General features: G+C 46.8%; 19 protein-coding genes. 6 read left to right on the top strand and 13 right to left on the bottom strand.

Annotated features, from left to right (window positions below; translation table 11 throughout):
• Nucleotides 1-529 precede the first annotated feature (529 nt).
• Nucleotides 530-994, top strand: coding sequence for an RNA-binding protein (locus tag KV201_RS19725; protein WP_006083618.1), 465 nt, complete (start codon nt 530-532; stop codon nt 992-994).
• 37 nt (nt 995-1,031) lie between these two features.
• Here the strand turns inward: KV201_RS19725 and murI are convergent, their stop codons facing one another.
• A complete protein-coding gene (gene murI / locus KV201_RS19730) occupies nt 1,032-1,856 on the bottom strand; it encodes a glutamate racemase (protein WP_226060311.1) in 825 nt (274 codons plus the stop codon).
• A 242-nt stretch (nt 1,857-2,098) separates the two neighbouring features.
• On the opposite strand from murI, the gene trmA reads away from it, so the two are divergent.
• Nucleotides 2,099-3,196, top strand: a complete 1,098-nt coding sequence (gene trmA, locus KV201_RS19735) for a tRNA (uridine(54)-C5)-methyltransferase TrmA (RefSeq protein WP_226060312.1) — start codon at nt 2,099-2,101, stop codon at nt 3,194-3,196.
• A gap of 128 nt (nt 3,197-3,324) precedes the next feature.
• Here the strand turns inward: trmA and fabR are convergent, their stop codons facing one another.
• The gene (gene fabR, locus KV201_RS19740) at nt 3,325-3,939 is read right to left on the bottom strand and encodes an HTH-type transcriptional repressor FabR (protein ID WP_006083621.1); all 615 of its coding nucleotides are present in this window, start codon (nt 3,937-3,939) and stop codon (nt 3,325-3,327) included.
• A gap of 144 nt (nt 3,940-4,083) precedes the next feature.
• On the opposite strand from fabR, the gene KV201_RS19745 reads away from it, so the two are divergent.
• The 3 genes from KV201_RS19745 (at nt 4,084) to mnmH (ending at nt 7,450) form a co-directional block, all read left to right on the top strand.
• Entirely contained in the window at nt 4,084-5,190 is a 1,107-nt protein-coding gene (locus KV201_RS19745) for a fatty acid desaturase (RefSeq protein ID WP_226060314.1), read from the top strand.
• A 95-nt stretch (nt 5,191-5,285) separates the two neighbouring features.
• Nucleotides 5,286-6,344 (top strand): selenide, water dikinase SelD, encoded by a 1,059-nt coding sequence (gene selD, locus KV201_RS19750; protein ID WP_226060315.1) that lies wholly within the window; start codon nt 5,286-5,288, stop codon nt 6,342-6,344.
• Nucleotides 6,344-7,450 carry a tRNA 2-selenouridine(34) synthase MnmH gene (mnmH, locus tag KV201_RS19755; RefSeq protein WP_226060316.1) on the top strand — a complete coding sequence of 369 codons (1,107 nt, stop codon included), beginning with the start codon at nt 6,344-6,346 and terminating at the stop codon, nt 7,448-7,450. Before selD ends, mnmH begins: the two co-directional genes overlap by 1 nt.
• An 81-nt stretch (nt 7,451-7,531) precedes the next feature.
• On the opposite strand, the gene KV201_RS19760 is transcribed toward mnmH, so the two are convergent.
• The 11 genes from KV201_RS19760 to KV201_RS19810 form a co-directional block, all read right to left on the bottom strand.
• On the bottom strand, nt 7,532-9,394 hold the full coding sequence (locus tag KV201_RS19760; protein ID WP_226060318.1) for an MFS transporter: 1,863 nt from the start codon (nt 9,392-9,394) through the stop codon (nt 7,532-7,534).
• Nucleotides 9,385-9,996: a TetR/AcrR family transcriptional regulator gene (locus KV201_RS19765; RefSeq protein ID WP_226060320.1), complete on the bottom strand. Its 612-nt coding sequence runs from the start codon at nt 9,994-9,996 to the stop codon at nt 9,385-9,387. The genes KV201_RS19760 and KV201_RS19765 overlap by 10 nt, the downstream gene beginning before the upstream one ends.
• Before the next feature lie 314 nt (nt 9,997-10,310).
• Nucleotides 10,311-10,754 carry a GNAT family N-acetyltransferase gene (locus KV201_RS19770; protein ID WP_226060321.1) on the bottom strand — a complete coding sequence of 148 codons (444 nt, stop codon included), beginning with the start codon at nt 10,752-10,754 and terminating at the stop codon, nt 10,311-10,313.
• 7 nt (nt 10,755-10,761) lie between these two features.
• Nucleotides 10,762-11,574, bottom strand: coding sequence for a 3'(2'),5'-bisphosphate nucleotidase CysQ (gene cysQ, locus KV201_RS19775; RefSeq protein WP_006083628.1), 813 nt, complete (start codon nt 11,572-11,574; stop codon nt 10,762-10,764).
• 71 nt (nt 11,575-11,645) lie between these two features.
• The gene (gene nudE, locus KV201_RS19780; protein WP_006087513.1) at nt 11,646-12,197 is read right to left on the bottom strand and encodes an ADP compounds hydrolase NudE; all 552 of its coding nucleotides are present in this window, start codon (nt 12,195-12,197) and stop codon (nt 11,646-11,648) included.
• A 235-nt stretch (nt 12,198-12,432) separates the two neighbouring features.
• The gene (locus KV201_RS19785; RefSeq protein ID WP_226060322.1) at nt 12,433-20,307 is read right to left on the bottom strand and encodes an Ig-like domain-containing protein; all 7,875 of its coding nucleotides are present in this window, start codon (nt 20,305-20,307) and stop codon (nt 12,433-12,435) included.
• 193 nt (nt 20,308-20,500) lie between these two features.
• Nucleotides 20,501-21,100: a phage tail protein gene (locus KV201_RS19790; protein ID WP_226060324.1), complete on the bottom strand. Its 600-nt coding sequence runs from the start codon at nt 21,098-21,100 to the stop codon at nt 20,501-20,503.
• A gap of 243 nt (nt 21,101-21,343) precedes the next feature.
• Entirely contained in the window at nt 21,344-21,832 is a 489-nt protein-coding gene (locus KV201_RS19795) for a GNAT family N-acetyltransferase (RefSeq protein WP_310795629.1), read from the bottom strand.
• Nucleotides 21,829-22,989: a sulfotransferase domain-containing protein gene (locus KV201_RS19800; RefSeq protein ID WP_226060327.1), complete on the bottom strand. Its 1,161-nt coding sequence runs from the start codon at nt 22,987-22,989 to the stop codon at nt 21,829-21,831. The genes KV201_RS19795 and KV201_RS19800 overlap by 4 nt, the downstream gene beginning before the upstream one ends.
• Nucleotides 22,989-25,034 carry a phytanoyl-CoA dioxygenase family protein gene (locus tag KV201_RS19805; protein ID WP_226060329.1) on the bottom strand — a complete coding sequence of 682 codons (2,046 nt, stop codon included), beginning with the start codon at nt 25,032-25,034 and terminating at the stop codon, nt 22,989-22,991. The genes KV201_RS19800 and KV201_RS19805 overlap by 1 nt, the downstream gene beginning before the upstream one ends.
• Nucleotides 25,012-25,611 (bottom strand): aspartyl/asparaginyl beta-hydroxylase domain-containing protein, encoded by a 600-nt coding sequence (locus tag KV201_RS19810; protein WP_226060330.1) that lies wholly within the window; start codon nt 25,609-25,611, stop codon nt 25,012-25,014. The genes KV201_RS19805 and KV201_RS19810 overlap by 23 nt, the downstream gene beginning before the upstream one ends.
• Nucleotides 25,612-25,778: 167 nt before the next feature.
• Between KV201_RS19810 and yrfG the strand changes: the two genes are divergently transcribed.
• A complete protein-coding gene (gene yrfG / locus KV201_RS19815) occupies nt 25,779-26,441 on the top strand; it encodes a GMP/IMP nucleotidase (protein ID WP_226060331.1) in 663 nt (220 codons plus the stop codon).
• Nucleotides 26,442-26,457 lie beyond the last annotated feature (16 nt).

Below are 26,457 nucleotides of genomic sequence, written 5' to 3' on the forward strand. Positions count from 1 at the left end.
TTAAATTTTTGACTGCCAACCCGAAGGTTAAGCAGTTTCGATTAACTCAACACCTGTGAGTGTCCACACAGATTTGCTTGATAAATTGTTAAAGAGCGTTGACCACACACTTAGTTTTCAGCGGGTCAGGGCTGCGTATTCTACGCATTCCCGTTAGTGCGTCAAGTAGTTTTTTCAACTTTCTCAACACTCATCGTTTAGCTTGCTAACCGATGAACTGCTTGGCTTTCTTTGCTTAACTTGCGTTACGCTGTCTGCCGTGTCAGTGGATGCGCATTATAGGGAGATTGAGAAAGTCCGCAAGGGCTTTTTAGCGATCATTGAATCGTACGTCGATATTTTAAACGTTATGACCATTTTTTAGCTTGTAGACCTTATTTATCGGAGATAAGTCAGCTTTTTTAGCTAATAATTGATAATTCACGCTCAATATTTCAGCAATGGTCTAGTGTAAAAGTAAATAATTCATTACCATATACTTGCTGTTAACAGTTATTTATCAATTTTCCATTCATCAGAGAGCATTCTTATGCAAAAGTCATTTCTTATTGTTTTGATTGTCGCCATTGTTGGCGCCTTTGTGCTATTTCAGTTTGCACCTACGCTGCCGGCTTATATTGCCTTCGTTGCAGGCGTTATTGTGACTAGCCTTATCTTTAAACTTGTTCCAGAGACTTCATCATCTCATGCTACAGAAGAACAATATGTTGGTCCTACTATGACCTTATATGTAGGTAACCTGCCTTATCGTGTCCATGAAGGTGAAGTAAAAGTATTGTTTGGTGAGTTTGGCCCAGTAAACTCTGTGCGTTTAGTCAGAGATCGTAAGACTGGTCGTCGTAAAGGTTTTGGTTTTGTGGAGATGTCAGAGTCTGGCGCTCAGAAAGCCATGGTTAAACTGAATGACTATAGCTTCCAAGAAAGAACCTTAAAAGTAAGAGAAGCAAAAACACAAGATTCGGAAGCTGCCGACCGTACTGGTACTGACGAGTAGCATTACCGTTTAAACTGTTTTGTTTGACGTTGTAAATTTAGTTGGTTGTGGTGATTCGTTCGATAGTTGAAAAGCCACAATCAATTAATGTTGTTGTTAAACCTTCACTGATTTCCGCTTTAGTATAGAACGCCTGCATTACTGACTGCCCTACTGCTTCTCTCTCATTTGTTACTCTGCGCTCCTCCACAATAAGATTCTGTTGCGTTAAAAGAGTCACGACTCGCTTAGCTATCGCAGCGCCAGAATCCATTAGCGTTACGCCCGCACCGAGCACTTGTTGTAATTCAGCTTGGATCATCGGGAAGTGAGTACAACCCAGTACGAGCACGTCCAATTGCGCGGCAACGACTGACGCGAGTAAATCTGCCAGTCTGTGCATGTCCATTTCACCTGTTGCTATTTTCTGCTCCGCCATCATGACAAGTTCAGAACAACCAAAAAGTTCGACATGGCAATCATCGGCAAATTGGCTGATGAGCTCATGGGTATAATGACGCTTAACTGTGCCAGGGGTAGCCAAGAGTCCAATACGTTTACTCTTAGACATCTGTGCCGCGGGTTTGATAGCGGGTACAACGCCCACAACAGGAATACTGAGGTTTGCACGTAATGCAGGTAGCACAACAGTGCTCGCGGTATTGCAGGCGACGACGACTATCAGTGCATTGGTGCGAGCCACAAGATCACATACTAATTCGACACAGCCAGCAATTAATACCTGCTCTTCTAACTCGCCATAGGGCAACCTAGCATTGTCGAAAAGATAACAATAGTCGCTATGGGGCAAACTCCTGCGGATTTCAGCCAATACGGATAGGCCACCAATCCCTGAATCAAACACTAATATAGGTCGCGACAAGCGAGTCTCCCGTTTCGGTTATATCAAATTGGCTATACAGATTGAACGCATTGCGACATAAGTGATTCGATGTTTGATGATTGGATGAATCCAACCAAATATTCAAAGAATACCCATAGAATAACACTCAAGCGCGCAGATTTTCCCACAGCTTTGCATAAACAGCAAAAGCAAGATGCTGGACATTCGTGTCACCTAGTATAATATTTGCGCCCCAATTTACAGCAACGGTGAATCAAACAATGAACTTAGCAGCAATGGACCCTCAGACTTATGATACGCAGTTAGAACACAAGCGTATCAAGCTAGAACAAGCCTTTGCCCAATTTGAAACACCGAGTGTTGAAGTTTTTGCCTCAGAGCCTGCCAACTACCGTATGCGTGCTGAATTCCGCATGTGGCATGACGGTGACGACTTATACTATTACATGTTCGATAAAGTATTGAATGAGAAAGTGCGATGCGATCAATACTTGCCAGCCAGCGTGCTCATCAATCAAATGATGTCGGCCTTAATCGCCGAACTAAAACCGAATCCTAGTCTAAGACATAAACTGTTCCAAGTGGATTTTTTGTCGACCTTAAGCGGCGAGATTTTAGTGTCCTTGCTTTATCACAGACAGCTTGATGACCAATGGCGCGCCGATGCGGCTGCACTAAAAGCCAAGTTAAGCAGCCAGTTTAACGTCAACATCATCGGCCGTGCCCGTAAGCAAAAAATCGATTTAGATAAAGACTTTGTGGTCGAGTCATTACAAGTGAATGATAAAACCTTCTTATATAAGCAAATCGAGAACAGCTTTACTCAACCCAATGCTAAAGTTTCTGTAAAAATGTTGGAGTGGGCTATCGATGCGACTCAGGACAGTGAAGGTGATTTACTCGAACTCTACTGTGGTAATGGCAACTTCTCTATCGCACTGGCGCAAAACTTTAATCGCGTATTGGCCACCGAACTCGCTAAGCCTTCAGTCGATGCGGCACAATACAATATCGAAGTGAATGGTATTGAGAATCTACAGATTATTCGCATGTCGGCCGAAGACTTTAGCGATGCCATGGCGAAGAAACGCAGCTTTAGACGTTTAGAAGGTATCGATCTCGACAGCTATGTGTGCAACACCATTTTTGTCGACCCACCACGCGCAGGGATTGATCCTGATACGTTGGCGTTAGTACAAGGTTACGAGCGGATCTTATATATTTCCTGCAACCCAGAAACCTTAAAAGACAATCTGCAGCAACTAAACGAAACCCATAAAGTCACTCGCTTCGCCTTGTTTGATCAGTTCCCTTATACCGATCACATGGAAACAGGTGTCCTACTAGAGCGTCGTTAGTCACCTCAAATGCATTAAGCTCGACTGCATAGCAGTTAAACGTAGCTAGAACTCAAACATAAATTCGCCAAAAATAATGGAGCCTCAGGCTCCATTATTTTTATCAACTGATGTGCATATCACTCAGATTAGCGGTGCTCAACCTTATGCTGCAAAGCCTCGGCACCTTTGGCGACCATACGCAGTTGCATGACTAATTGATCGGCAAGGATTTTTCGATCGGCGCGTTTCATATCTAATGCTGAAGCGCCGGCGTTAAACACCAAAGTTACTAAGGCTTCTGCCTGTGCACGAGCTAATAGCGGGGTTCGGCCCGCTTTCGCTTCGGTATAGTGAGCCAACTCAGAAATAAAATGTTCAATTTCGCGGGCAACCGCCGCACGGAACGCTGCTGAGGTTCCTGAACGTTCATGCAATAAGATACGGAATACGTTTGGATTAGAATCAAGCACTTCCATAAAAGTATCAACAGAAATACGGATTACACTGCCACCGGCTTCGGCTCGCTGACGGCCTTTTCGCATCATCTGCCTGAGTGTTAATCCGCCCTCGTCTACCATAGTGAGACCGAGTTCGTTCATATCTTTAAAATGGCGATAAAAAGATGTCGGCGCGATATTGGCTTCCCGAGCAACCTCTCGCAAACTCAGACTTGAGAAACTGCGCTCAGCACTTAGCTGATTAAAGGCCGCATCGACTAAAGCTCGACGAGTTTTCTCTTTTTGCTGTGCTCGAATACCCATTCTTAAATCCGCTAACTGAATGTAATGACGCGATAATACCGCTTTTAGGCATTAAACACAGCCCCATCGTCCTTGACCAAACAATATAGCTAGGCTAAATTAGCTTACAGATGTACGCTCAAAAGCGAATTTTGGAAACCTATAATGAAAAAACCCCCTATCATCTGGCTTAATGTCAGTCTATTTGCCATCACTTTCCTCAGTGCGGTGATCTTAGTTCCATGGCGCGGTATTGTTCACGGCTATGGCGCCAGTGAATGGATCGCTTTTATTGTCTTAGCCTTTGCCAGTGGTTTGTCGATCACCGCAGGTTACCACAGACTGTGGTCACACAAGGCCTATAAAGCCCATCCAGCAGTGCGGTTTATGTATGCACTCGGTGGCGCTTTAGCATTACAAAACAGTGCATTACACTGGGCTTCCGATCACAGAATCCACCACAAGCACGTAGATGATAACGACAAAGACCCGTACTCAGCCAAAATGGGATTCTGGTACAGCCATATCGGTTGGATGCTGCGTGAGTATCAGTCGCAACGCTATCATGATTATCAGAATGTGCGTGATCTGCAAAATGACCGTATCGTTATGTGGCAACACAAGCATTATCTTGCACTCGTATTACTGATGAACATTGGACTGCCTGCCCTGCTCGGCTGGCTGAACGGCGACGTACTGTCTATGTTATTGATGGCGGGTTTACTGCGTTTAGTGGTTGTGCATCACTGCACTTTCTTCATCAACTCTTTAGCCCACGTGTGGGGCAGCCAGCCTTATACCGATAAGAACACTGCCCGCGATAATGGCTTTCTAGCCATGCTGACCTACGGTGAGGGTTACCATAATTTCCATCACATCTTCGAAAATGACTATCGTAATGGCATTAAATGGTGGCACTACGATCCAACTAAATGGTTGATTAAGTCATTATCTTGGTTGGGGTTAGCCAAGGACTTGCGTACGAGTCCACAGGAACGTATCGAGAGCGCACGCTTGCAGATGCAGCTGCTGCGGACCAAGAACAAAGTCGTGCACTTACCCAATGCCGAGGAAATTATTGAAAAAGTCCAAGCTGAGTATGAATTACTCAAGCTGCACTTAATGGATTACTATCAAGCACAGAAAACCTTGCTTGAGGCCAAGCGCAAACAACTTGTCGATCAGCAGCTATTGCAGCAAGTTGAAGAGCTAAAAGCGCGTTTCTTAGTCCAGCAAAAACATTGGCGCAGCCTGACCGCAATTTATAGCTAAGCCACAATTCTGCCCGAAAGTCATACGGCCACCTTGCATGGTGGCCGTATCTGATTATGATGATGCCTTAATCACTTAAATAGGCTGTTGAGATCATGTCAGATTCCCCAGTTACACTCCCAGAATCAATCAAACTAACAGAATATAGTCATGGTGCAGGTTGTGGCTGCAAGATATCCCCTAAAGTGCTCAGCACTATCTTAGCCTCGCAGTTACCCGTGTTTACTGATCCTAATCTGCTGGTCGGCAATCAAAGCCGTGACGATGCCGCAGTGTATAAACTCAATGACGACATAGGCATCATCAGCACTACCGATTTTTTCATGCCGATTGTTGACGATCCCTTCACCTTTGGCCGCATCGCTGCGACTAATGCGATCAGTGATATTTATGCCATGGGCGGCACGCCTATCATGGCGATCGCTATTTTAGGCTGGCCAATCAATAAGCTACCTGCAGAAGTCGCACAACAAGTGGTCGATGGCGGCAGACAAGCCTGTATGGAAGCCGGGATCATGCTAGCCGGTGGCCACAGCATAGATGCGCCCGAACCGATTTTTGGGCTCGCAGTGACAGGACAAATTGCGTTAACTGACTTAAAACAAAATGATACTGCTAAAGCAGGCGATCGTTTATATCTCACTAAGCCTATCGGCATTGGCATTTTAACCACAGCGCAAAAACAGAAAAAACTCCAAGATGAAGACAGTCACATTGCGGTTAATGCTATGTGTCAGCTGAATACTATAGGCACGACGATTGCCAAAATTAGCGGTGTAAACGCCCTGACCGATGTCACAGGATTTGGACTGGCGGGACACTTACTCGAAATGTGCCAAGGTGCCAAGCTCACGGCAAAACTCAAATTTGATGCGGTGCCGTTACTGCCACGCGCCTTAGATTACTTAGCCTTAGGTTGCGTTCCTGGCGGGACTCACCGTAATTACGACAGTTATGGCGAGCATCTCCCCGAGCTCAGCGAGCATCAAAAAGCGATTCTGTGCGATCCGCAAACCAGTGGTGGTCTGTTAGTTGCCGTCTCGGCCGAAGCCGAAGCGGAATTGATTGCTCTACTCGATGCGCATCACATCGCCCCAATTTGCATTGGATCACTGGAAACACCCACCACTGAAGCAAATGTGGTGTTGTGCTGATGCCAAACGCGATCGTCGCTGCAGAACAATATCGGGAAATTTTCCTCAATCAACATCCCATCATGGATGTGCGAGCACCCATAGAGTTTACTCGAGGTGCGTTTCCCAACTCGACCAACTTACCCTTGATGCTGGATAGTGAAAGGGAAAAAGTCGGCACTTGTTATAAGCAATCAGGTCAGCAAGCCGCGATTGCATTGGGTCATTCACTGGTTAATGGCCCCATCAAGCAACAGAGAATCGAAGCTTGGGCAAGCTATGTGAAAGCCAACCCCAACGCCTACCTTTATTGTTTTCGTGGCGGCTTACGCTCGCAACTCACGCATCAATGGCTTAAAGAAGCCGGTGTAGAAGTCCCTTATATTCAAGGTGGCTATAAGGCCATGCGCCAATATCTGATTAGCGTGATTGAAGCGGCACCGACTCAGCAACCGTTATTGAGTTTAAGCGGGATGACGGGCTGCGGTAAAACCGATTTCTTATTACTGCGTAAAGAAGCGGTTGATCTTGAAGGGATAGCCAATCATAGAGGCTCTAGCTTTGGGAAGAATATCGACCCACAGCCGACGCAGATTAACTTTGAAAATCAGCTTGCCATTGCCTTGCTACAGCACCAAACGAGCGGTGTTGCCTGTTTACTGCTCGAAGATGAAAGCTTCCTGATTGGGCGTTCGGCGCTGCCGCAGACATTTTACAATGCAATGCAAGCCGCCAATGTCTTAGTGCTAGAAGAGTCGGACGATGTGAGGCTCGAACGCTTACGCGATGAATATGTGCATAAAATGTATAGCGGCTTCTGTGAACGCCTAGGGGCTGAAGCGGGTTTTGCGGCATTTAGCGACTATCTATTGCAAAGTTTAGTGAGCATTCGTAAACGTTTAGGCGGGAAGCAGCATCAAGAACTGCAAGATTTGATGCAACAAGCACTCGATCAGCAAATCAACCAGAATGACACTTCGCTGCACTTAGTCTGGATAAACTTGTTATTACATAAGTATTACGACCCTATGTACCTATACCAATTAGATAAAAAGTCGGAACGGGTGCTCTTTAAAGGTTCGCACCAAGCCATGCATGAGTGGCTGGATAGCTATCAGACACGATAAATCGCCACCCTAAAATAAGATAACCGCGAACATTTGCTTCGCGGTTATCACTTCACGTTACTTCATACTGCCATAACGGATTTAAGACTTACCCAGCAGGCTCGCCACTTGGACTCTCAAAGAATCCTTATTCGAAAGCTTGCCATCGACGGCATCCGTTAAATCCACCGACACCCTTGACCAAAAACGCTTGGGCATTTTAGCTAAGGCATGTCCGCCCTTGTGGCTAAAGTAAGACCCCCATAATCCGTGTAATGCCATTGGAATAACAGGCACAGGATCTCTGGCTAAGATTTTATCGATTCCAGGACGAAAATCGCCAAGTTCACCGTCAGGGGTGAGTCGACCTTCCGGGAAAATACACACCAACTCGCCATTGGCGAGCGCCGCATGAATCGCCTCGAAGGCACGATTATAGGTCTCTTCACTTTGCTTAGGCGAACAGATAGGGATCACCCCAGCGTGGCGGAACACATACTTCAGCAGAGGAATTTCGCTAATGGATTTATCCATCACAAAGCGGATTGGCCGTGTCGAGGCTCCCATAATAATCAATGCATCCACATAACTCACATGGTTACAGACTATGATGCCAGCCCCTTCCTTTGGAATTTTTTCACGGCCAGTTACGGTCACGCGATACATAACATGGCTAAGTAAGTAACTGATAAATCGCTGGGTAAATTCTGGCACTTGCGAATAAACATAAAGGGCGACCACAAAGTTCATTACGGCAAGCAACAAGAATAACTGCGGAATAGTCCAACCTGCTACACCCAGCAGCAACATAGATAACAGCGCCGAAGCCACCATAAACAGAGAGTTCATAATGTTATTGGCAGCAATCGCCTGAGCACATTCACCCTTAGCCGAACGCGATTGAATAAAGGCGTATAAAGGGACGATAAACAGCCCACCGCTAACGCCGATCATAAAGAAATCCAGCATCACCCGATAATGTTGCGACTCGGCAATAAAGGCTTTTAATCCATAGACAAAACTAGCATCCACTGGTGCAGGTGGAATAGCCCAAAGCAAATCAACACCAAAGATAGTTAATCCCAATACCCCAAATGGTAGCAAACCGAGTTCCACATGACCGTAGGAAAAACGTTCACAGACAAAGGAGCCAACGGCAATCCCGATGGAAAACATGCCCAACAATAACGACACCACAGTCGCGCCTGAATGCAGATGCAGCTTGGCAAAGTTAGGGAATTGAGTCAGATAGGTCGCGCCTAAAAACCAAAACCAACTGATAGCGAGGATCGCCATCCAGATTGAAGGTGTTTGACGCGCTTTTTTAATACTGCGCCAAGTGCCCGATAACGGCCTGAAACGTATTTTTTCGATGACGCCCTGCGGTGGTAAAGCAGGAATGGCGCGACTCGATAGATATCCCGCTAAAGACAATACGGCAACGGTAATGGCAGCCCAAAGCGTACCGTTGACTTCAGAAACTAAGATCCCCGCACTTAACGTGCCGACCAGAATAGAGAGAAAAGTGCCCATTTCAACCCACGCATTGCCTGTAACTAACTCGTCCTCTTTCAACGCTTGGGGTAACAAGGAATATTTGACCGGACCGAAATAAGCCGACTGACTACCTGTTAAAAATAACAGTAATAACATCATCATATAGTTCTCACTCACTATCGCGATAGCGGCGCAGAACATGATAATAACTTCGAGTAATTTCAATCGACGGATAAGTTTGGCCTTATCCATATTATCGGCAACCACACCTGCGTGGGCCGAAAACAGGAAAAACGGCAGGATGAACACCCCAGCGGCTAAATTCACAAACATATCGACGCTTATGGGTAAATCTTTGACTTGGCTGAAGGTCACTAACAGCAGCAACACATTTTTATAGATATTGTCATTCAAGGCGCCGAGGCACTGAGTCGCAAAATAAGGTAAAAAACGTTTTGTTAGCAGCATGATAGTTCCCTCTGGTAACCCATTCCTTGTAGATAAGCCTGCACATGGCTCTCGAGTAAATCCCGCAGTGATAACGATTCAGCAAAGAGCTTATTATCGAGGGACAAAGCAGTTAGCCCATGAATCCCCCCCCACAACACACGGCTCATACTGAGATGCTGCTCCGGTGTCGCCTCTGGGAAGAGCTGCGCTAACTCACGTTCAATCAGTGTGAATAATCCTGCAATCAATTGTCCTTGTGATTGCGGTAGTGGCTCAGAATCGAGTAATTGCAACTCAAAAACCAGCTTGAAAGCTTGGCGCTGCTCATGGGCAAACTGACTATACTCCCACGCCATTGCAATGATTTTACGTAAACTGCCAACCGCACAAACACCCGCTAATCTGTCATGTAAAGCCCTAAGCGTTGACTCAGAAACGGCTAGTAGCAAATAGTTGTAACTGCCGAAAATATTGATCAAGGTACTAGGGACATAGCCAATTTGGCTGGCCACTTTGCGTAAACTAAGCCCGACAACACCTTGCTCGGTCAGTAACTCAGTTGCCGCTTGTATTGCCATCGCGCGAATTTCATCATGGCTGTGTTCTTTTCGTCTGGCCATAGCTCTCACTCCCAGTTGGATAGCAAGAGACTAACAGCAGTTAAAATAAAAAACAACGTTCAAAATAAGTTTGTTTTACGTACAGTAGTGGGTAAATAGTGAAGGATATCATTGAGGCTGATAGATAAAGATAGACGCTCGAAATCGATGCACTCAGTAAAGCGAACGGTGTATGTGAGATTAGACCACACAAAAGAGTATAAAAACGGCGTGCTCAGTAAGCACGCCGTTTTTTATTTTGATTTAAAAATCATTCTTAATTCAAAGCTGTTTTTATTTGAGGCTAATTTTTGGTTCAAAGATGAGAGCGAGGTTTAAGACTTGCGATAAGTCATCACAACTCTATCTGCACCAGCGCCAAAATAATCGGCCTCAAAAGCCGAATCAACGAAACCTAAATGCTGATATAAGCCATGGGCAGGATTACTCGGGTCAACCGTTAAACACACCCGCTCAACAGCGGCGGGCAACTCAGCTAAACACTGCTGCATCAAACGTTTGCCTAATCCCTTTCCGCGAGCATCTTCACTTATGGCAACAGATAAAATCCACATACAGGTAGGATCGCTACTCTGGGCACTGAGCAAATAACCTTGCAGCAGATTATCTCCATTTACGGCCACTAAAAATTGCTCTGGCCAACAATCAAATCCCTGACGGAAGAAAAAATCGGGATAGCTATGTTCGCCAAAAATGGCCTGCTCAAGCTGATAAACCGCGAATAACTCTGACTTTAATACCGGACGTATAGACTGCATTCGAAAATTATTCACCTATTAAAATCTTATCCCACTCTAAGTTGGGTGCGCCCACTACGATAAAGTTAGGGTTTTCTAACGTCTCGCGCTCATTGTAGGTTAACGGTTGCAGCTCAGTATCCATCAACTGTCCACCCGCCTCTTCGACTATGATTTGCGCCGCTCCCGTATCCCACTCGCCCGTTGGGCCAACTCGCACATAACAATCGGCTCGACCTTCGGCGACAAGACAACTCTTTAACGCTGCGCCGCCCATCACCACGAGCTCGCAATGTTTAGGGTGGTTGAACAGGGTCAATACAGATTGAGGATCCTGACGACGACTCACGGCCAATCTTAGGGAGACCTTTTCACGGTGCTCGATTTGGCGGCTGCTGATCCGCACTTCCTGTTTATCCGTGCGTTTGTATGCCCCTAAACCTGCAATCGCGTAATAACACACTTGCGTCATAGGCACATACACCACGCCCATCACGGGACGATTGTGCTCAACGAGTGCAATAATCACCGAAAAATCACCACTGCCGGCAATAAACTCACCCGTGCCATCGAGTGGATCGACCAACCAATAGCGCTTCCAAGATTCACGCACGCTCAGCGGAATGTCGGCTGCCTCTTCAGATAACACAGGAATATCAGGCGTTAAAGCAGTTAATCGGTCACAAATGATCTTGTTCGCCGCTAAATCTGCGGAAGTGACAGGGGTATTGTCAGACTTCATTTCTCGCTCAAAATTACCTTTGAGATAAATGTCACGGATAGTTATCCCGGCATCGGTCGCAATCGCAATAACTTCGTCGATCAACTCTTCTGGCTTCATAACAACTCCAATCGCAAAGTTCGCGAATGTTTTGCAAGCGTTCCAGCTTTGAACGCTTAAAAGGAAAAAGATTATTTAAGGTATAAATACTTTTGCGCTAAAAACAACGCGCTCACACTACGGGATTCTGAAAAATCGACATCATCGAGCAAGGCCTCCCAATCGGCGAGCGCCCAAGGCACCACATCAATGGGCTCTGGCTCATCACCTTCAAGGCGACTCTCATACAGATCTTCTGCAAGAAAAATTTGCATCTTACTGGAGAAATACCCCGGCGCTAGGCTAAGTTCTTTCAATAGCGTGAGCTTATTCGCCCCAAAGCCAATTTCTTCCTGCAATTCACGGTTAGCTGCTTCGATTGGCGATTCACCAGGGTCGATAAGACCTTTAGGAAAACCGAGCTCGTAATTATCGGTTCCGGCAGCATATTCGCGCGCCAGTAGCATTTGCCCTTGATGAATAGGCACTATCATCACAGCGCCACGGCTGCCGCCTTTCATGCGCTCGTATTGGCGTTCGACACCATTTGAGAACTTAAGATGCACTTGCTCAATTTGAAATAATCGGCTTTTCGCGACAACTTCGGTATGCAATATTTCCGGCTTATTCTGCCGCTGCGACATAACTGCCTCTGGATAAAAAGCGATAAATTAAATAAGGTAAGTGACAATCTTACTATCCTGTTTTTAATCTACAACCTGAATTTATTGCATACACCTAAAGACAAGCTGTAAATTCTTTGCGAGATACATCACAAACCAAGCTCAGCCTAAGTGAACTGCATCAAAGTATGCCTAAAAAATTCTGCCGTTTATAAATAGTAAAAAGGGGCAAAGCCCCTTTTAGTTTGGTTTACGCTTAGAATTGATAACGTAAATTGAGCTGATAACTGAGGAAGTCATTCGGCTCAATATCCACATACTGATACCCCAAGCCAACTGACCAAGCGTCGCTCACTTGATAGCTAAACCGTACACCGGTATACCAATCAGTGCCATCGAGTTCTGTGGTTAAACGGCTATTGCCCATAGTGCTACTGATATCCGCTTGCCATCTAAACAATCCGATAGGCACTTCAAACCGCCAAGCATCATGCTGCAGTAAGGTAAAACGCAATCCCAGCATCACGCCATCGGCCAATACGGGGGTCACGGCTTTGACCTGCTCATGGTATTGCGCCGGAGTCAGACTCGCGCCTTCAATCCGCGCACTCCCATTACCAAAGTCGGCATAGCCTAATTCGATTGCCACCATGGGAGTCCATTGATAACCCACACTTAAGCCAAACGCGGTATCTTTGTCATCAACCGATGTCACTACGCCAGCTGCAGTCTGTGGCTGTAAATCTCGTCTGCTGCTATCAACCTGAGCTTGCCCGACAAACCCCTCGACATACCAGTTATCAGCCGCATTCGATTGACTGACTGTGCCTGCGAGCAGCACAGCCCCCAAGACCACTTTATGTAATTTACGGCGGCGGATTAAACCCGCCGTAATAATCAATCCTAATGCCCACAAGGACATGCTACCTCCTCCCGATTTGTTATCAATCACCACCTCTTGATAGGCCTTAACGGTAATGAGCACTTGCCCGGTTGCCTCACCGCCTAGCCCATCGCTAATCTGATAACTCACAGTATCGACGCCATCGAATCCCGCTTTAGGGATATAACGCAGCTTGTTAGACTCCACTGACACAGCCCCTTGCTGCGCGGTAGCGCTGACTAATGTTAAAGCATTTCCGTCTGGGTCGCTGTCGTTACTCAGTACATCGAGTAGCAAGCTCGTTCTATCGTCGGTTGCGGCGCTGTCGTTGACTGTCGTGGGTGCGGTATTACCACTCACTACCACAGTCAACTCACTACTTGCAGTACCACCTTTACCATCAGTAATGCTATACACCAGCACATCCGTACCGATGAAATCGGTTGCTGGCGTGTAACTTAGCTGCTGATTAGCCAAGATGACGGCGGTGCCGAACTCGCTGGTCACTTGCGTGACCGTCAGCGTATCACCATCGCTATCGGTATCATTGGCGAGCACATCGACATCGATACTTTGGTTCCAGAATAAAGCGGCGGTATCTGGGTTCGCCACCGGCAAACTATTCCCATTGAGCATGACTGACACACCACCTGGATCGACAATTGCGCGGTTAGCGACACCATCATCATCGTTTGGACCGCCATCCTCGAGGGTTAACTGCACACACCAATGGCCTTCTGTTAATCCCGCCGTCCAACGACTGTCTCCCGGTGGCGGACAGAAACCTCGCTCACCTTCACTACTGGCGACACTGTTGCGCTCATTCAGGACAAAATCTTTCCAACCATTTTGTGCCTGATACTTACGATAAACCGCATTCGCTGGAATAGGTGCACGTTGTGGCATCACCAGACTGTAACTCTGCCCTTGTTGCGGTAGTCCTGTAGCAATGAAGTCAAAAATCCCCCCCACATTGGCCGCGATACTGTCTTCAGGAACCAGATTAGGTAATAGTTGAATACCACTTTGCTCTTGCATCAGTGCAATATTACCTAAGCGTAAGCACACGCCCGCTTGCCCCTCTGCCAAGAAGTACACAGGCTGCAACTCACCTTCAGGCATCACGTTACAATCATTGATTGCATCCAAGTAATCTGGAATGCCATCGCGGTCTGTATCGGTAAATCCCTCTTGGTTATCAGGGATCAAATCACCGTCGGTATCAGTTCCAGTCAAAGGCGGCAGAGATGGGCGCACAACAATATATACTTTCTCCGTGGTAGACAGCGCGGGTAAACCGCTATCCGTCACAGTCAGACTCACAGGATAAATGCCCGGCAAGACCGCTGTCGGCAAGAAGAACATCCCCGCATCATCGGACTGCAAGTTCAGCGCGCCACTCGACCATACAGATGTCAAATCGTTCATGTTGGCATCGCTAATCTGCGCATGAATATGAACCTCGCCACCATTTTGTGCCACGATCAACTGACGTTCACCCGCTTGAGTCACCTCAAGAGTCACACTCGGGGCAATGTTAGCCTCAGTGATCGACACTTGTGTTTGCTTCTTACTGCCTAAATTCAAACTTGGATCTAGGCTGATCAACACCTCTTCTTCAGCCTCAACTTCCCCATCCTCTATGGTTCTAAAGTGAATATGGGCCAATGTACCTGAAGTAATCTCCACTACCGCATCGACTAAGTCATGATCATTGCTGTCCGCGGAACCTGCAACCGTATAAGGGACAGATATTGGATATTCAGGCGCTACACCGTTTAAATGAATACTAACAACAACCTCATTACCCTCACCCACGACTTGATCTTTACTCAAGGAAATTAATGGATGCACTTTTACTTTCTGAGCCTTAGTCGCTTTATTGCCATCACGATCTACGGCTTGCCAGTAAGCAAGGTAACTACCAGGGGCAAAGAATAAACGCTTATCGACCAAAGAAACGGGCAGTGGATGACCATTACGATCGACGGCCTTCGCAAACCCTAGATCCACTCGAGTGAACAAGCCTGTTGCATTAACTTCAACATCACTAGGTACAGTAATAACAGGTAAATTGTCAGCCTCCCCACCTTCTACCAGTAAGTTGACTTTTGCACTTGCGCGCCCTTTCTGACCATCACTAATGGTATAACGAAGTGCGACCGGACCAACATAAGCTGCAGGGGCAGTAAATATGAGTCCATCAGCAGTAATCTGCACACTACCTATGTCTGCCGCCGCGCCATCGATAGTCAAAGTATCACCGTCCACATCAACATCATTCTCTAGCGCAGCTAGTGTGTATTTATCATCCGCGGTGCTGGCTAGAGTGTAATTATCATCGACAGCTTGTGGGTCATCATTCACTGGCGTGACATTAATGGTGATAGTTGCAGGCTCAGAACTCAGTTCAGCATCCTTAGCAATAAAGCTTATCTGATCTGCACCGTTGAAATCTTTCTCCGGTGTGTATAACCACACAGTTCCATGCTGCTCCAAAGTGCCCGATTCAGGTTGGCTCACCACTTCATAGGTAAGAGGATCACTATCTGCATCCTCCCCAGTAAGCGTGATCATCACAGAGCTATCTTCCTCGAAGGTCACACTTGCACTCGTCGCAACAGGCGCATCGTTAACGTTAGTCACTGTGATACCAAAGCTTTGCTCAGCCGTTAAGCCATCCGTGTCCGTCACACGTAAGGTGACCGGGTGACTGCCCACATCAGCATTGCCAGGCGTGCCGCTGAGTAAACCCGTCGCCGCGTTGAAACTCAACCAGCTCGGTATAGTCACTGCACTCAATGTCAGTACGTCGTCCACATCGACATCTGTAGCGGCAAAGGTATAGCTGTAAACAGCCTCTTGCACAGCGGCCGTAGTTGCTGTTGAAGTGATGGTAGGTGCGTCGTTGCTATTAGTGACTGTAATACTAAACGATTGATCTGCTGTTAATCCGTCAGCGTCCGTCACTCGCAGTAACACAGCATGACTGCCCACATCCGCATTGCTCGGCGTACCACTGAGTAAACCTGTCACCGAGTTGAAACTCAACCAGCTCGGTTTGGTCACTACACTGAGGGTTAACACAGCACCCACATCTAAGTCGGTAGCTATCACTGTGTAACTGTAAGCTATATCTTGAGTTGCTGTAGTGATGGCTGGAGAGCTAATCACAGGTGCATCGTTGACGTTGGTCACAATAACCATGAAGGATTGGTCAGCCGTTAAGCCATCTGTGTCTGTCACCCTCAGCGTCACTGGGTGAGAACCCACATCAGCATTTGTAGGCGTGCCGCTTAATACACCAGTCGCGGCGTTGAAGCTTAGCCAGCTAGGCTTAGTTATCGCGCTTAACGTAAGTACATCGCCCACATCAGTATCCGCAGCCGCAAAGATGTAGCTATACGCTGCATCTTGGGTCGCTGCAGTCATAGCCATAGAACTAATCGTCGGTGCATCGTTGACGTTCGTCACAGTTAAATTAAACGCTGGTAGACTCGCAGATAAAGCGCCATCAGAAACGCTGATAACAATTCCGTTAGTCACACCAACATCTTGATTTAATGGAATACCAGACAACATACCTGTCGCGGTATTAAACGTTGCCCACGTAGGTTTATTACTAATACTAAAGCTAAGTGTATCTCCCACAGAGTCAGACGCTATTGGCGTAAACTGGTACGAAGCATCCTGATTCACTATTAATATCGGCGAACCACTAATAGCCGGTGCACCATTTGGCGTCACAGAGTTACTCGCACTTGAAGCATTACCACTTCCCACAGTATTCGACGCAGTAACACTAAATGTATAGGCCGTACCATTTGAAAGCCCTGTAACTGTAATTGGAGATCCTGCTCCCGAACCCGTAAAACCACCGGGGCTAGATGTCACTGTATAAGCCGTAATTGATGAACCGCCATTAAATATCGGAGCAGTGAAGCTAACAACCGCTTGGCTATCCCCAGCGATTGCGGCTCCTATGGTTGGCGCTCCAGCCACGACAGCATTTACCGCAAAGGTTCTGCTCACCTGTGTAGCAGGTAAATAGCTACTATTACCTGCTTGATCTGCATTAATAGTACAGCTACCTGCCGTCACAAAGGTCAGCGCACCACCGGAGGTAATAGTACAAACGCCCGTAGTGGATGAAGTAAAGACAGGTGTTAAGCCTGAATCTGACGTTGCCGTCAGCGTTGGGCTGGTACCAAAAGTTTGTGCATTCGGATTCGCAAAAGTGATGGTCTGAATGGCAGCCGGAGTAATCGAGTTGGATGCGGCCGATGCAGAGCCTGTACCCGCCACATTATCGGCAGTGACGGTAAAGGTGTAAGCCACACCATTGGTTAAACCGGTCACCACAATCGGCGATGAAGCACCCAATACTGGAACGACATCCGCCGGATTTACCGTCACGGTATAACCAGTAATCGCCGAGCCACCAATATTCACTGGGGCAACAAAGGCAACACTGGCCTGGGTATCACCGGCGATTGCAGTCCCTATGGTTGGTGCGCCGGGAACTACGGGGCTAACGCTGAAAGACTGGCTCACCTGCGGTGCAGCCAGGAAAGACAAATCGCCCGCCTGATCCGCATTGACCGTACAGGTTCCTGTCGTTATAAAGGTCAACACACCGCCACTGGTAATAGTACAAACACCGGTGGTAGATGAGGTGAAAGTAACAACATAACCACCACCTGCCGATGAGCTTGCGGTCAGCGTTGGCGAAGTACCAAAGTTCTTTGTTCCTGGATTAGTAAAGGTAATCGTCTGTGGTGATGCCGGAATGATCGAGTTGGAAGCTGCCGATGCTGCACCCGTCCCCACCGAGTTGGTGGCAGTCACGGTAAAGGTATAAGCCACTCCGTTAGTCAACCCCGTTACAGTAATCGGCGAACTTGATCCTGTACCAGTTGCACCGCCGGAGTTAGCGGTGACTGTGTAGCCTCCGGCAAGGATCGGCGAGCCGCCAGTGTTGGCCGGTGCCGAAAAGGTCACGGTTGCCTGAGTGTCACCAGCAGTTGCAGTACCAATCGTTGGGGCACCGGGAACTATCGCAGTAACAGTAAAGGTACGACTGACGGTAGGAGCTGCATTGGTAGCAGCATTCCCTGCCTGATCTGCATCGATAGTACAAGAACCCGCCGTCACAAAGGTCAGCGCGCCGCCGCTAGTAATAGTACAAACACCAGTTGTGGATGAGGTAAAGCTCACGGCAAGTGATGATGTAGCACTGGCAGTCGAACTCAGGTCAGGTGCAGTACCAAAGGTTTTTGTTCCAGGATTGGGAAAGGTAATAGTTTGATTAGCCTTGGGCGTTGCCGAGTTGGAGGCAACAGAGGCAACGCTGTCACCGACCCCATTTGTTGCTTTCACTGTAAAGGTATAGGCAGTACCGTTAGTTAAGCCAGTCACGACAATCGGTGATGTTGTAAAACCATTGCCACCGGCAGGGATATTTCCCGGGTTAGAGGTCACGGTATAACCTGTGATTGCTGAGCCACCATTATTTACAGGGGCCATAAAGGTTATAGAAACCTGCCCGTCTCCCGCTGTCGCCGTACCAATCGTTGGAGCATCAGATACTGTTGGAATCGCAACAGTGTGGGTTGCACCACTGGTATAAGCCACAGGACCAGCATTACCTGCCGCATCGGCAATATTGGTTGATGCATTGAGGTTTACTTTGATAGTACCGTTGCCAACAATACCACTCACCGTAACCGTGAAACTGGAACCAGACCCGGAAACACTGGCAATGGTGCCATTGGCTGTTCCAGTAATTCCTAACGCAAAGTCGTCGGTTGAAACACCGGTCACCGATTCACTAAAGGTCACAGTGAAATTCACACTGGTAGCGGCCGCCGTTGGACTCCCGCTTACCACAATGCTGGATACCGAAGGTACAACACCATCAATAACCAAGGCTTTATTGTTACCTAATGAATTGGCTGCACCCGGTGAAGCCAGGGTCAAAGTCGCGTCATTACCTGCGGCGTCTCTGATGGTTCCCCCACCCAATGTCAGCGAACTGGTGGCTACATAATCCAGGTCACTGGAATTATCCCCGGCCTGAACGGTATAGCTAAATGTCAACGAAGAGGTACCACTACCGTTCGTATAGTTGATTGTCTGGTCAGTTGTACCCGTCTCCAGTGTTAACTGTGGAGTACCGGTCACGGTTACCGCTTCACTGAAGTTGACCTGCACACTGACTAGATCACCAATCTTATAGGTTCCATTTGCTGTACTGGAATTTACTGATGTAACGGTGGGAGCCACGCCATCAATAACCAATGCTTTATTATTGCCCAGAGAGTTTGCCGCGCCGGGGGTAGCAAGTGTAAGGATGGCATTGTTGCCTGCTGCATCACGAATAGTACTACCGTTCAAAGCTAGGGCAGTAGTTGAGATGTAATCTAGATCAGCACTGACATCACCCGCCTGTACGGTATAAGTAAATGTCAAGGTACTGCTACCAGTACCACCGGTATAGTTGATCGTTCTGTCGGTAGCGCCAGTTTCCAGGGTTAATTGTGGTGTACCTATTACATTAACTACCTCATCAAAATTAACCTGAATGCTAATTAGAGAATCTTTTTTATAGGTGCCGTCAGCGGTGCTGGAGGAAATGGAAGTTACCGTAGGGGGAGTAGAATCAGGCGGAATGCCAGGTTCAAAATTCATATCGTCGATTGCGACTACTACACTGGTTCCGGTAAAACGAATTTCATCTATATATTGCCAGTCAGTATTGAAAGCCAGGACACCACCAAAACCCACACTCACCCCATTTTTTGTATAGGTAACAGAGCCCGATGAATCAGAACTACCAGTATTAATAGAATCTGATGCAACTGAACTACCATCGCGATACCCCGTTATTGTCAGGTTCGGACTGGTTCCCAAATCATGCCCTGTGTCAATTTCCATTGACACAATACGAAACTTTGAACCATCCGTCGAAGTGATTCGCGCATCAAAGGCTCCCGCCACGACAGTATTTGCACTATCTATATTGAATACCAGGGCGAGATCATATCCATAAGGTTTGCCAACATCTTCCGACGTAATGGAAATGTTTGAAATAGGAGCTGTGATGGTACTTTTCGCACCAACAGGAGCTACCAGACTGAAAGTAGCCCCACCGATTGCCTCAGGAGAGGTGAATTCATAAGGGGCACTGACCGGGTTGTCAAAACTATTATCCGTTGGAACAACGGCGTATGTATCAATGGAGGTCAAGATTGCTAAACTACCTAAAAATAATCTGACTCCATAACTCCGATTTCCAGTAACCAGATTATTGATCACATGAATTATTTTGTAAGTAGCTAGCAACATGATGCTTCCCCGTTAATGACTGTTTTCAACAAAAAATAGTGCGCATCCTTTGCGCACTGTCTGACGTGAGTTCCACATCCCGCAACCGTTTAACCTAGTTACGTGAGGGGAAAACGCCTTCAGTTGCAATAATGAAATTAACAACTACATAAGGCTGCACAATCGGGACTGGCAGATTATTCCCTGTCAGTCCGGTATTTCCATTCACATTGACACTCGTTGTAGTGCTTACTGGCAAAAGTGTGGTATCCGGCGTAGCAGTGCTATACGCATTATATGAAGTTAAACCGCTTGTTATTTTTGCAGGCACTGTGGTTGGTCCGGGAACCGAGGCATTACCGGTAGCAGTGCAAGCCCCAAGTGCAACACTGACATTTCCGGTTCCACTCAATGCAACACCATGACTATGAGTCGGCAATTCATTGATCGTCAATGTTACATTCTCGGTTCCACTTGCCTCACCCAAAGTATATTGGCTTGTACCAGGGCTTTGGCCTTGATGCACAGGCACACGCCCTTGCAGGTTAGGCAGTGCAAAAGTCGTTTGGCCATTGCCACCATATGTGGTACCTAGAATTGCAAAAAGCGCAGAGTTTTGCGAGACGGACAATAATTGCCCATCACAAAAGGCCCAACCACGGGGAGCGAAATTACCAGCGAACATAGAGATTTGACCGATAAATGGATCAGACATTGTTTTTCTCCTTAAAATCACGATTTTGTCTATTTAACGTTTTTCAACGAAATGATTACTCACGACATTTAATCGACAGCGAGTTCCTTTTGCTGATTACAACATCATCCACATCACACGATGAGAGGACTATCTAGATAACCTAAATCAAAAACAAAACAAATTGATTACAATTAAACATACATTAAAAATCAATAAACACAATTGTACAAAAATAAATCAGTGTAAATTATCACTCTCCACTTAACGCCATAGCATAGATTCATAGGCGCCAGAGTAACTTTCGAGCTTAAACCCATGCTGTAGATAAAGCTTTTTAGCTTGAGTATTTTCACTCTCCACAGATAAACCGACAGGTAACTGGCGTTTCATCGCTTCTTGCTTAATGGCCGCTAAAATGGCCGAACCAAAACCACGTCCCCGCATACTTAGTATGATAATAAAATCAACAATATGAATCTTATACTCACTGATATCGAGCATCACTTTTCCTACGGCTTGCTGGTGATAAAACAAGATATAAGTGTTGGCATTTGGATATTGTTCCCGATAAGAGGCTTGCTGCAGTCGGTATTGTTGCTCCAGCATGATTTCAACGACTTCACTGGGTAAACCAAGTTCATAAAAAAGCGTTTTTGTGGAATAAAAAAGCTGTGCCATAAATGGGTCGTCATTTGTATTAGCAGCTTTAACACTCAAGCCTATTGGTAGATTTAACTCACCTCGCATCATGCCTTTTTATCCCAATATAAACGCTGCAAAAGTTGGTTATAGGTGATTAATAATTGCTGCCACGATGGGCTTTGACATTCACGGATTGGGACGGGCTCATTTGGCACAACAGGTGTAAATAGTTGCCCTTGCTGCTTCGCATCAAAACGCCAATGGTGTTGCCAGCGCTCAATCTCACCTTCAGATAGTGGCCATCCTAAGATGGTAGAGAATGTTGTGGGTTTCAAATCTTTTAATTGATGATAATCCAGTAGAATAGCTCGAGAAGATTGATGTAAAGCGACAGATAATTGCGCTAAATTCTGTAAAACGGTAGTACGAAATTCATCTAAGCTAGGCTCAGTATCCGTATTTTCCATCTGTTGAGTATGCAGTTCAGTTGGGAGTAAACTTTGCCCTCCAGCCATATGTCTCCCAGCAACTCGTTGATGAGACGCAATAATATCCTTAGGATTGCGTATCAAGCATAACACTCGGCTCTTAGGGTAAAGTTCGAGCAACATCGGCCAGCAAGCCAGATCCCATGCATTCCACTTGATCACTAACTCACGCTCGCCCAGCCTCAATCGCCCCTGTAGTCTTAAGCATAAATCGACGAGCTGAGGTTTTAGTGCCAAAGGCCAATGGTCATCATGCATAACATCGCTGCATAGCATAGATTCAGAGAGCACTCGGCAAGTTTCGAGCAGGGCAAAGCTGCTCGACAATAGCGTCGAACCACAACGCGACCAGTGAAAAATCATCAAACTTGGATTTACGATAGGCAAACTTTCCCGTTGGGATAAAAGGGGTGCGAGCAAGGTTTTAGGTTGAATAAAACTGGCGAGTAAACAATGACGAGCATCACTGATATCGTCCTCTAGGAAAGGCTTAGATAACTTATGAAGTGCGGGAACCCAACTCACCGTTTTATGTTGTGACTGATAACGACAAGGTAACCAGGCTTGGCTGAAGCGATCTAAATCTGGAATAAAGGTTTCTTGCTGCAAAGCAATAAATGCGAGCATGTGCTCCAAACTAAGTTCAGGCCAAGCAAGAAAATCAGCCATCAGCACGATAAAATGCTCCACATCATTCGCTCGATGCAGTAAAAACAATGACTCTGGTTGATGTAACAATTGCCAATAGCGTTGCTCCTGTTCTTTAAAATCAACCATTAGCAAGCCATAGGATAAAAGTTAATGTATTGCACCATTCGCGGTAACGTCCCACGATTAGGACTGGCGCCGTGGGGCAAGGCATGGTGCCAAATGATTAAATCACCTGCATTTGCGGCGATTGGTTTAACTGGCCAGCGTGACCAATCCTGTTGCTGTAACTCTATATCAGACTTGCTCTGGCTACGCAGCCACTCCTCTATCTTGAGATGAAATCCTGGGACACAACAAAATGCGCCTTGGTCAACACTGGTATCGGTTAAGTAAATTAACCCTTGAGTGCCAAACTCAACGGGTAGCTGCAGTGGCATATCCCAGTGCATATCTGGCCCGGGAAAACGCCAAGTGGTTGTTTCAGGTGGATTAAAGCTGACTCTGTCGGTTGTCATGACTAAATCCGTTCGCTGCCACAACGGTTCAAACACTTGACGGATTTGGGGGACTTGTCGATTCGCGTCCAGTTGCGGATGGCGAAACAGTTGTAGCATTATTTTCTGCATAAACTCATGAGCTTGATACCAAGTGGCGGGATCTTGTTCATTGGCACCTAACTGCTGCCAAATAAAATCTCGAGTTGCGGCGCATTGCTCTGCTGTGAGCACATGCGGGATCACTAAGTAGCCTTCACTACGCCAAAAATTGAGTTGTGACTCGCTGAGTACTGCAGCCGGATTTGAGTCTTCAACCTCTATTGAATTTAAATCATCGACTTCTGGCATTGTGAGCGAAAGCGTTAATCCATGGGAAATAGTGCTTAATTGCTGATTAATCCCAGCAATATCCGCGGCTGTCAGCTTGGCTATTTGCTGAATGTAAGTGACAAAAGCTGACTGATGATCGTTTTGGTATAAAGCTCTTAGACCCGGCTCTAGCCCTATTCCACAAAGATCCAGCAAGGTTTTATCTAAGTGCCATTCATTAGCCGGTTCTGTGAATGACTCTCCCCGTTTGCGCAGCTGTATCTTTTGCCAAAGCCGCTGCAAGTGATAAATGCCTAAGCAGCTCAGATCGTCACTCGACACCAGCACTGGTTTTTGCTCTATAACATCAAATACAAAATCAGGATGAGCTCCCTGCTCATACCGAAAACTGAGACTTGAAAGAGGCTTAAGCCAATGCTCGCGTCGATATCGAGGTAAGGTGAGTTGAGATTGGTTTTCGCTCAGCGTGGAATTACCATAGACTTGAATGGAAGTCGTGAACTTAAGCGTTACCGCACTCGGGCTGAAATCGGGGAGCAGTAAAGTACCAGCCAAGAAGCTACGATCTCCATCGGCAAGTAAGCGCGCAGTTTGCAGGTTGAGTGCAAACAAAGGCCCTAAATAATGCGTCTCCACAAAATCCTGCACAGTACGACACTCAAGCCAAGCGTCTAGTTCAATGTTTTGCGGAATCAGCACGCCGCCATCCGCAAGATACGCCTGTAAGTGGCTGAATATCTGGACTTGAGGCTCCTGTTGTAACAGATGCTTCATGGTTTCAGAGACTATCATATCGAACTTTACTGCAGCTTCTGGTTGCCAAACTGTGGCGTCGGCGCAGACATACGTTGCCACACGATCAGCTAAATCAAAGTGTTCAATAAGCTTAGTGACTTTATCTAACGAGGCAGGGTGAATGTCGAGCAAGGTGACTTGAATCTGACTGGCAGAAAACAGCGGCAGTAATGGTAATAACAACCAGGCAAAAGGTCCTGTACCCGCATACAAAATCTGTATTGGCCGTTGCGGATTTAGCGCCAACTTATCCTGTATGGCCTGATAAATGCCCTGAATAAACACTCGCCCACGCTCAGGATCTTCAGCACACTGCGCCGCAGTAGTGAGCGACACAGCTTTACCAAAAGGTGTAGTACTCGCCTCAGTATCCAAAAAATACTCGGGGTGCAATTCCACCGCGGTTATTTGGCATAACTGCTCCAATATGGGATCGATTAGCCGTTTAGACTCCCCTGCCGAGGTTGACAGCAATAGCGCGTTAGCAAACTGAGTTAACGCGACGACATCCAAACTCTGTTCTAACTCACGCTCTGAACTTTGCAGCATCGATTAACTCCCTTAACCAAGTATTCACTTCGCAATCAATCACTAAGTTGATCCGCGCATCCTGCCCTTGATTTTCAACCCAATGGACTTGGTCGGCATTGATATACCAAAGATCGCCAGCCTGCATAGGTACACGTTTATCGTCCACGTAAAAATTGAGTTGTTCATTCGTTTGCAGTGGCAAATGCAGTCTGGCCTCACCTTGCTCTAGGCAGAGCCCTTGATCTCTATGGGGTTTGATTTCAGCCCCCGCATGTAAGCGCATCAAACGCACGGATTTCACTGGGCAGGCTAGGGATTGCAGAAAACGGCATAATGCAGGGCTCGATTCGAGACTAGGCAGGTCATGCCAGTGATCCGGTGTAGAGATTGAGAAGGCTTGCAAGATAGGATGTGCTGTTTGATACTCAGCGGCGCAGCGCAAAGGCAACACATCCCAACCGCCCTGATCCCCTTGACGATAATCACGCTGATTTACGTGGGGTAGCCAGTCTTGCAGCAGCAAAGCATTCAGCTCTTGCTGTAAACTAAGGGAGTTTGGAACTTGAGCTAATAGGGCAAAAGAACAGATATCCATATCCAACCGCTTAATTTTCAGACTAAAAATAATTAGTCATCCAAGACTAGCACAAAGATGTAAGCATACAAGTTACGGGAATAATCATCATAGCGACCACTGAGAATTACCCTGATCATGCGTCAATCGCAGGCGTTGTTCATCATGCAAAGAATAGGAAATACCCAATGTTTAACTGGAAGACTATCGATACGGTTCTGCTCGACATGGACGGCACGCTATTGGATTTGCACTTCGATAATCATTTTTGGCTGAGTTTAGTGCCACAGGAATTAAGCAAGCAACGGGGTCTGAGCACGGACGAAGCGCAGCAGTTAGTTGTAAATGCCTATGAGAAAGTCGTCGGCACACTCGATTGGTACTGCCTCGATTATTGGCAGGAGCAGTTACAACTCGACATTATGGGTTTGCATCGCACTTTGGTGGATCGCATTCAGCTGCGCCAAGACAGTATGCCGTTTTTAGCGGCCTTAGCCTCTGCGGGTAAACAGCGCATTCTGGTGACCAATGCCCACCCTAAGAGTCTCGCCCTAAAGCTTGAACATACCGAACTAGCAACAGGGCTCGATGCCATGATTTCCAGCCACGAGACAGGTTACCCCAAGGAGCATCCGCAATTTTGGCTCACCTTATTTGAAAAGTTTCAACTTGAGCCAAGTCGCTGTCTCTTTATCGACGACAGCGAAGCCATACTCAAGGCCGCTAAACTTGCCGGCGTAGGTCATCAATTGGGGATTGCTAACCCAGACAGTAAAAAGCCAGTCAAAGTCTTTCAAGATTTCCCCGCGATTACCGACTATCACTCGCTACTCAATGATCTAACACGATAAAAAGACAATAAAAAAG

Origin of the sequence: Shewanella sp. SR1, from assembly GCF_020447145.1 — a bacterium.
GTDB lineage: Bacteria > Pseudomonadota > Gammaproteobacteria > Enterobacterales > Shewanellaceae > Shewanella > Shewanella baltica.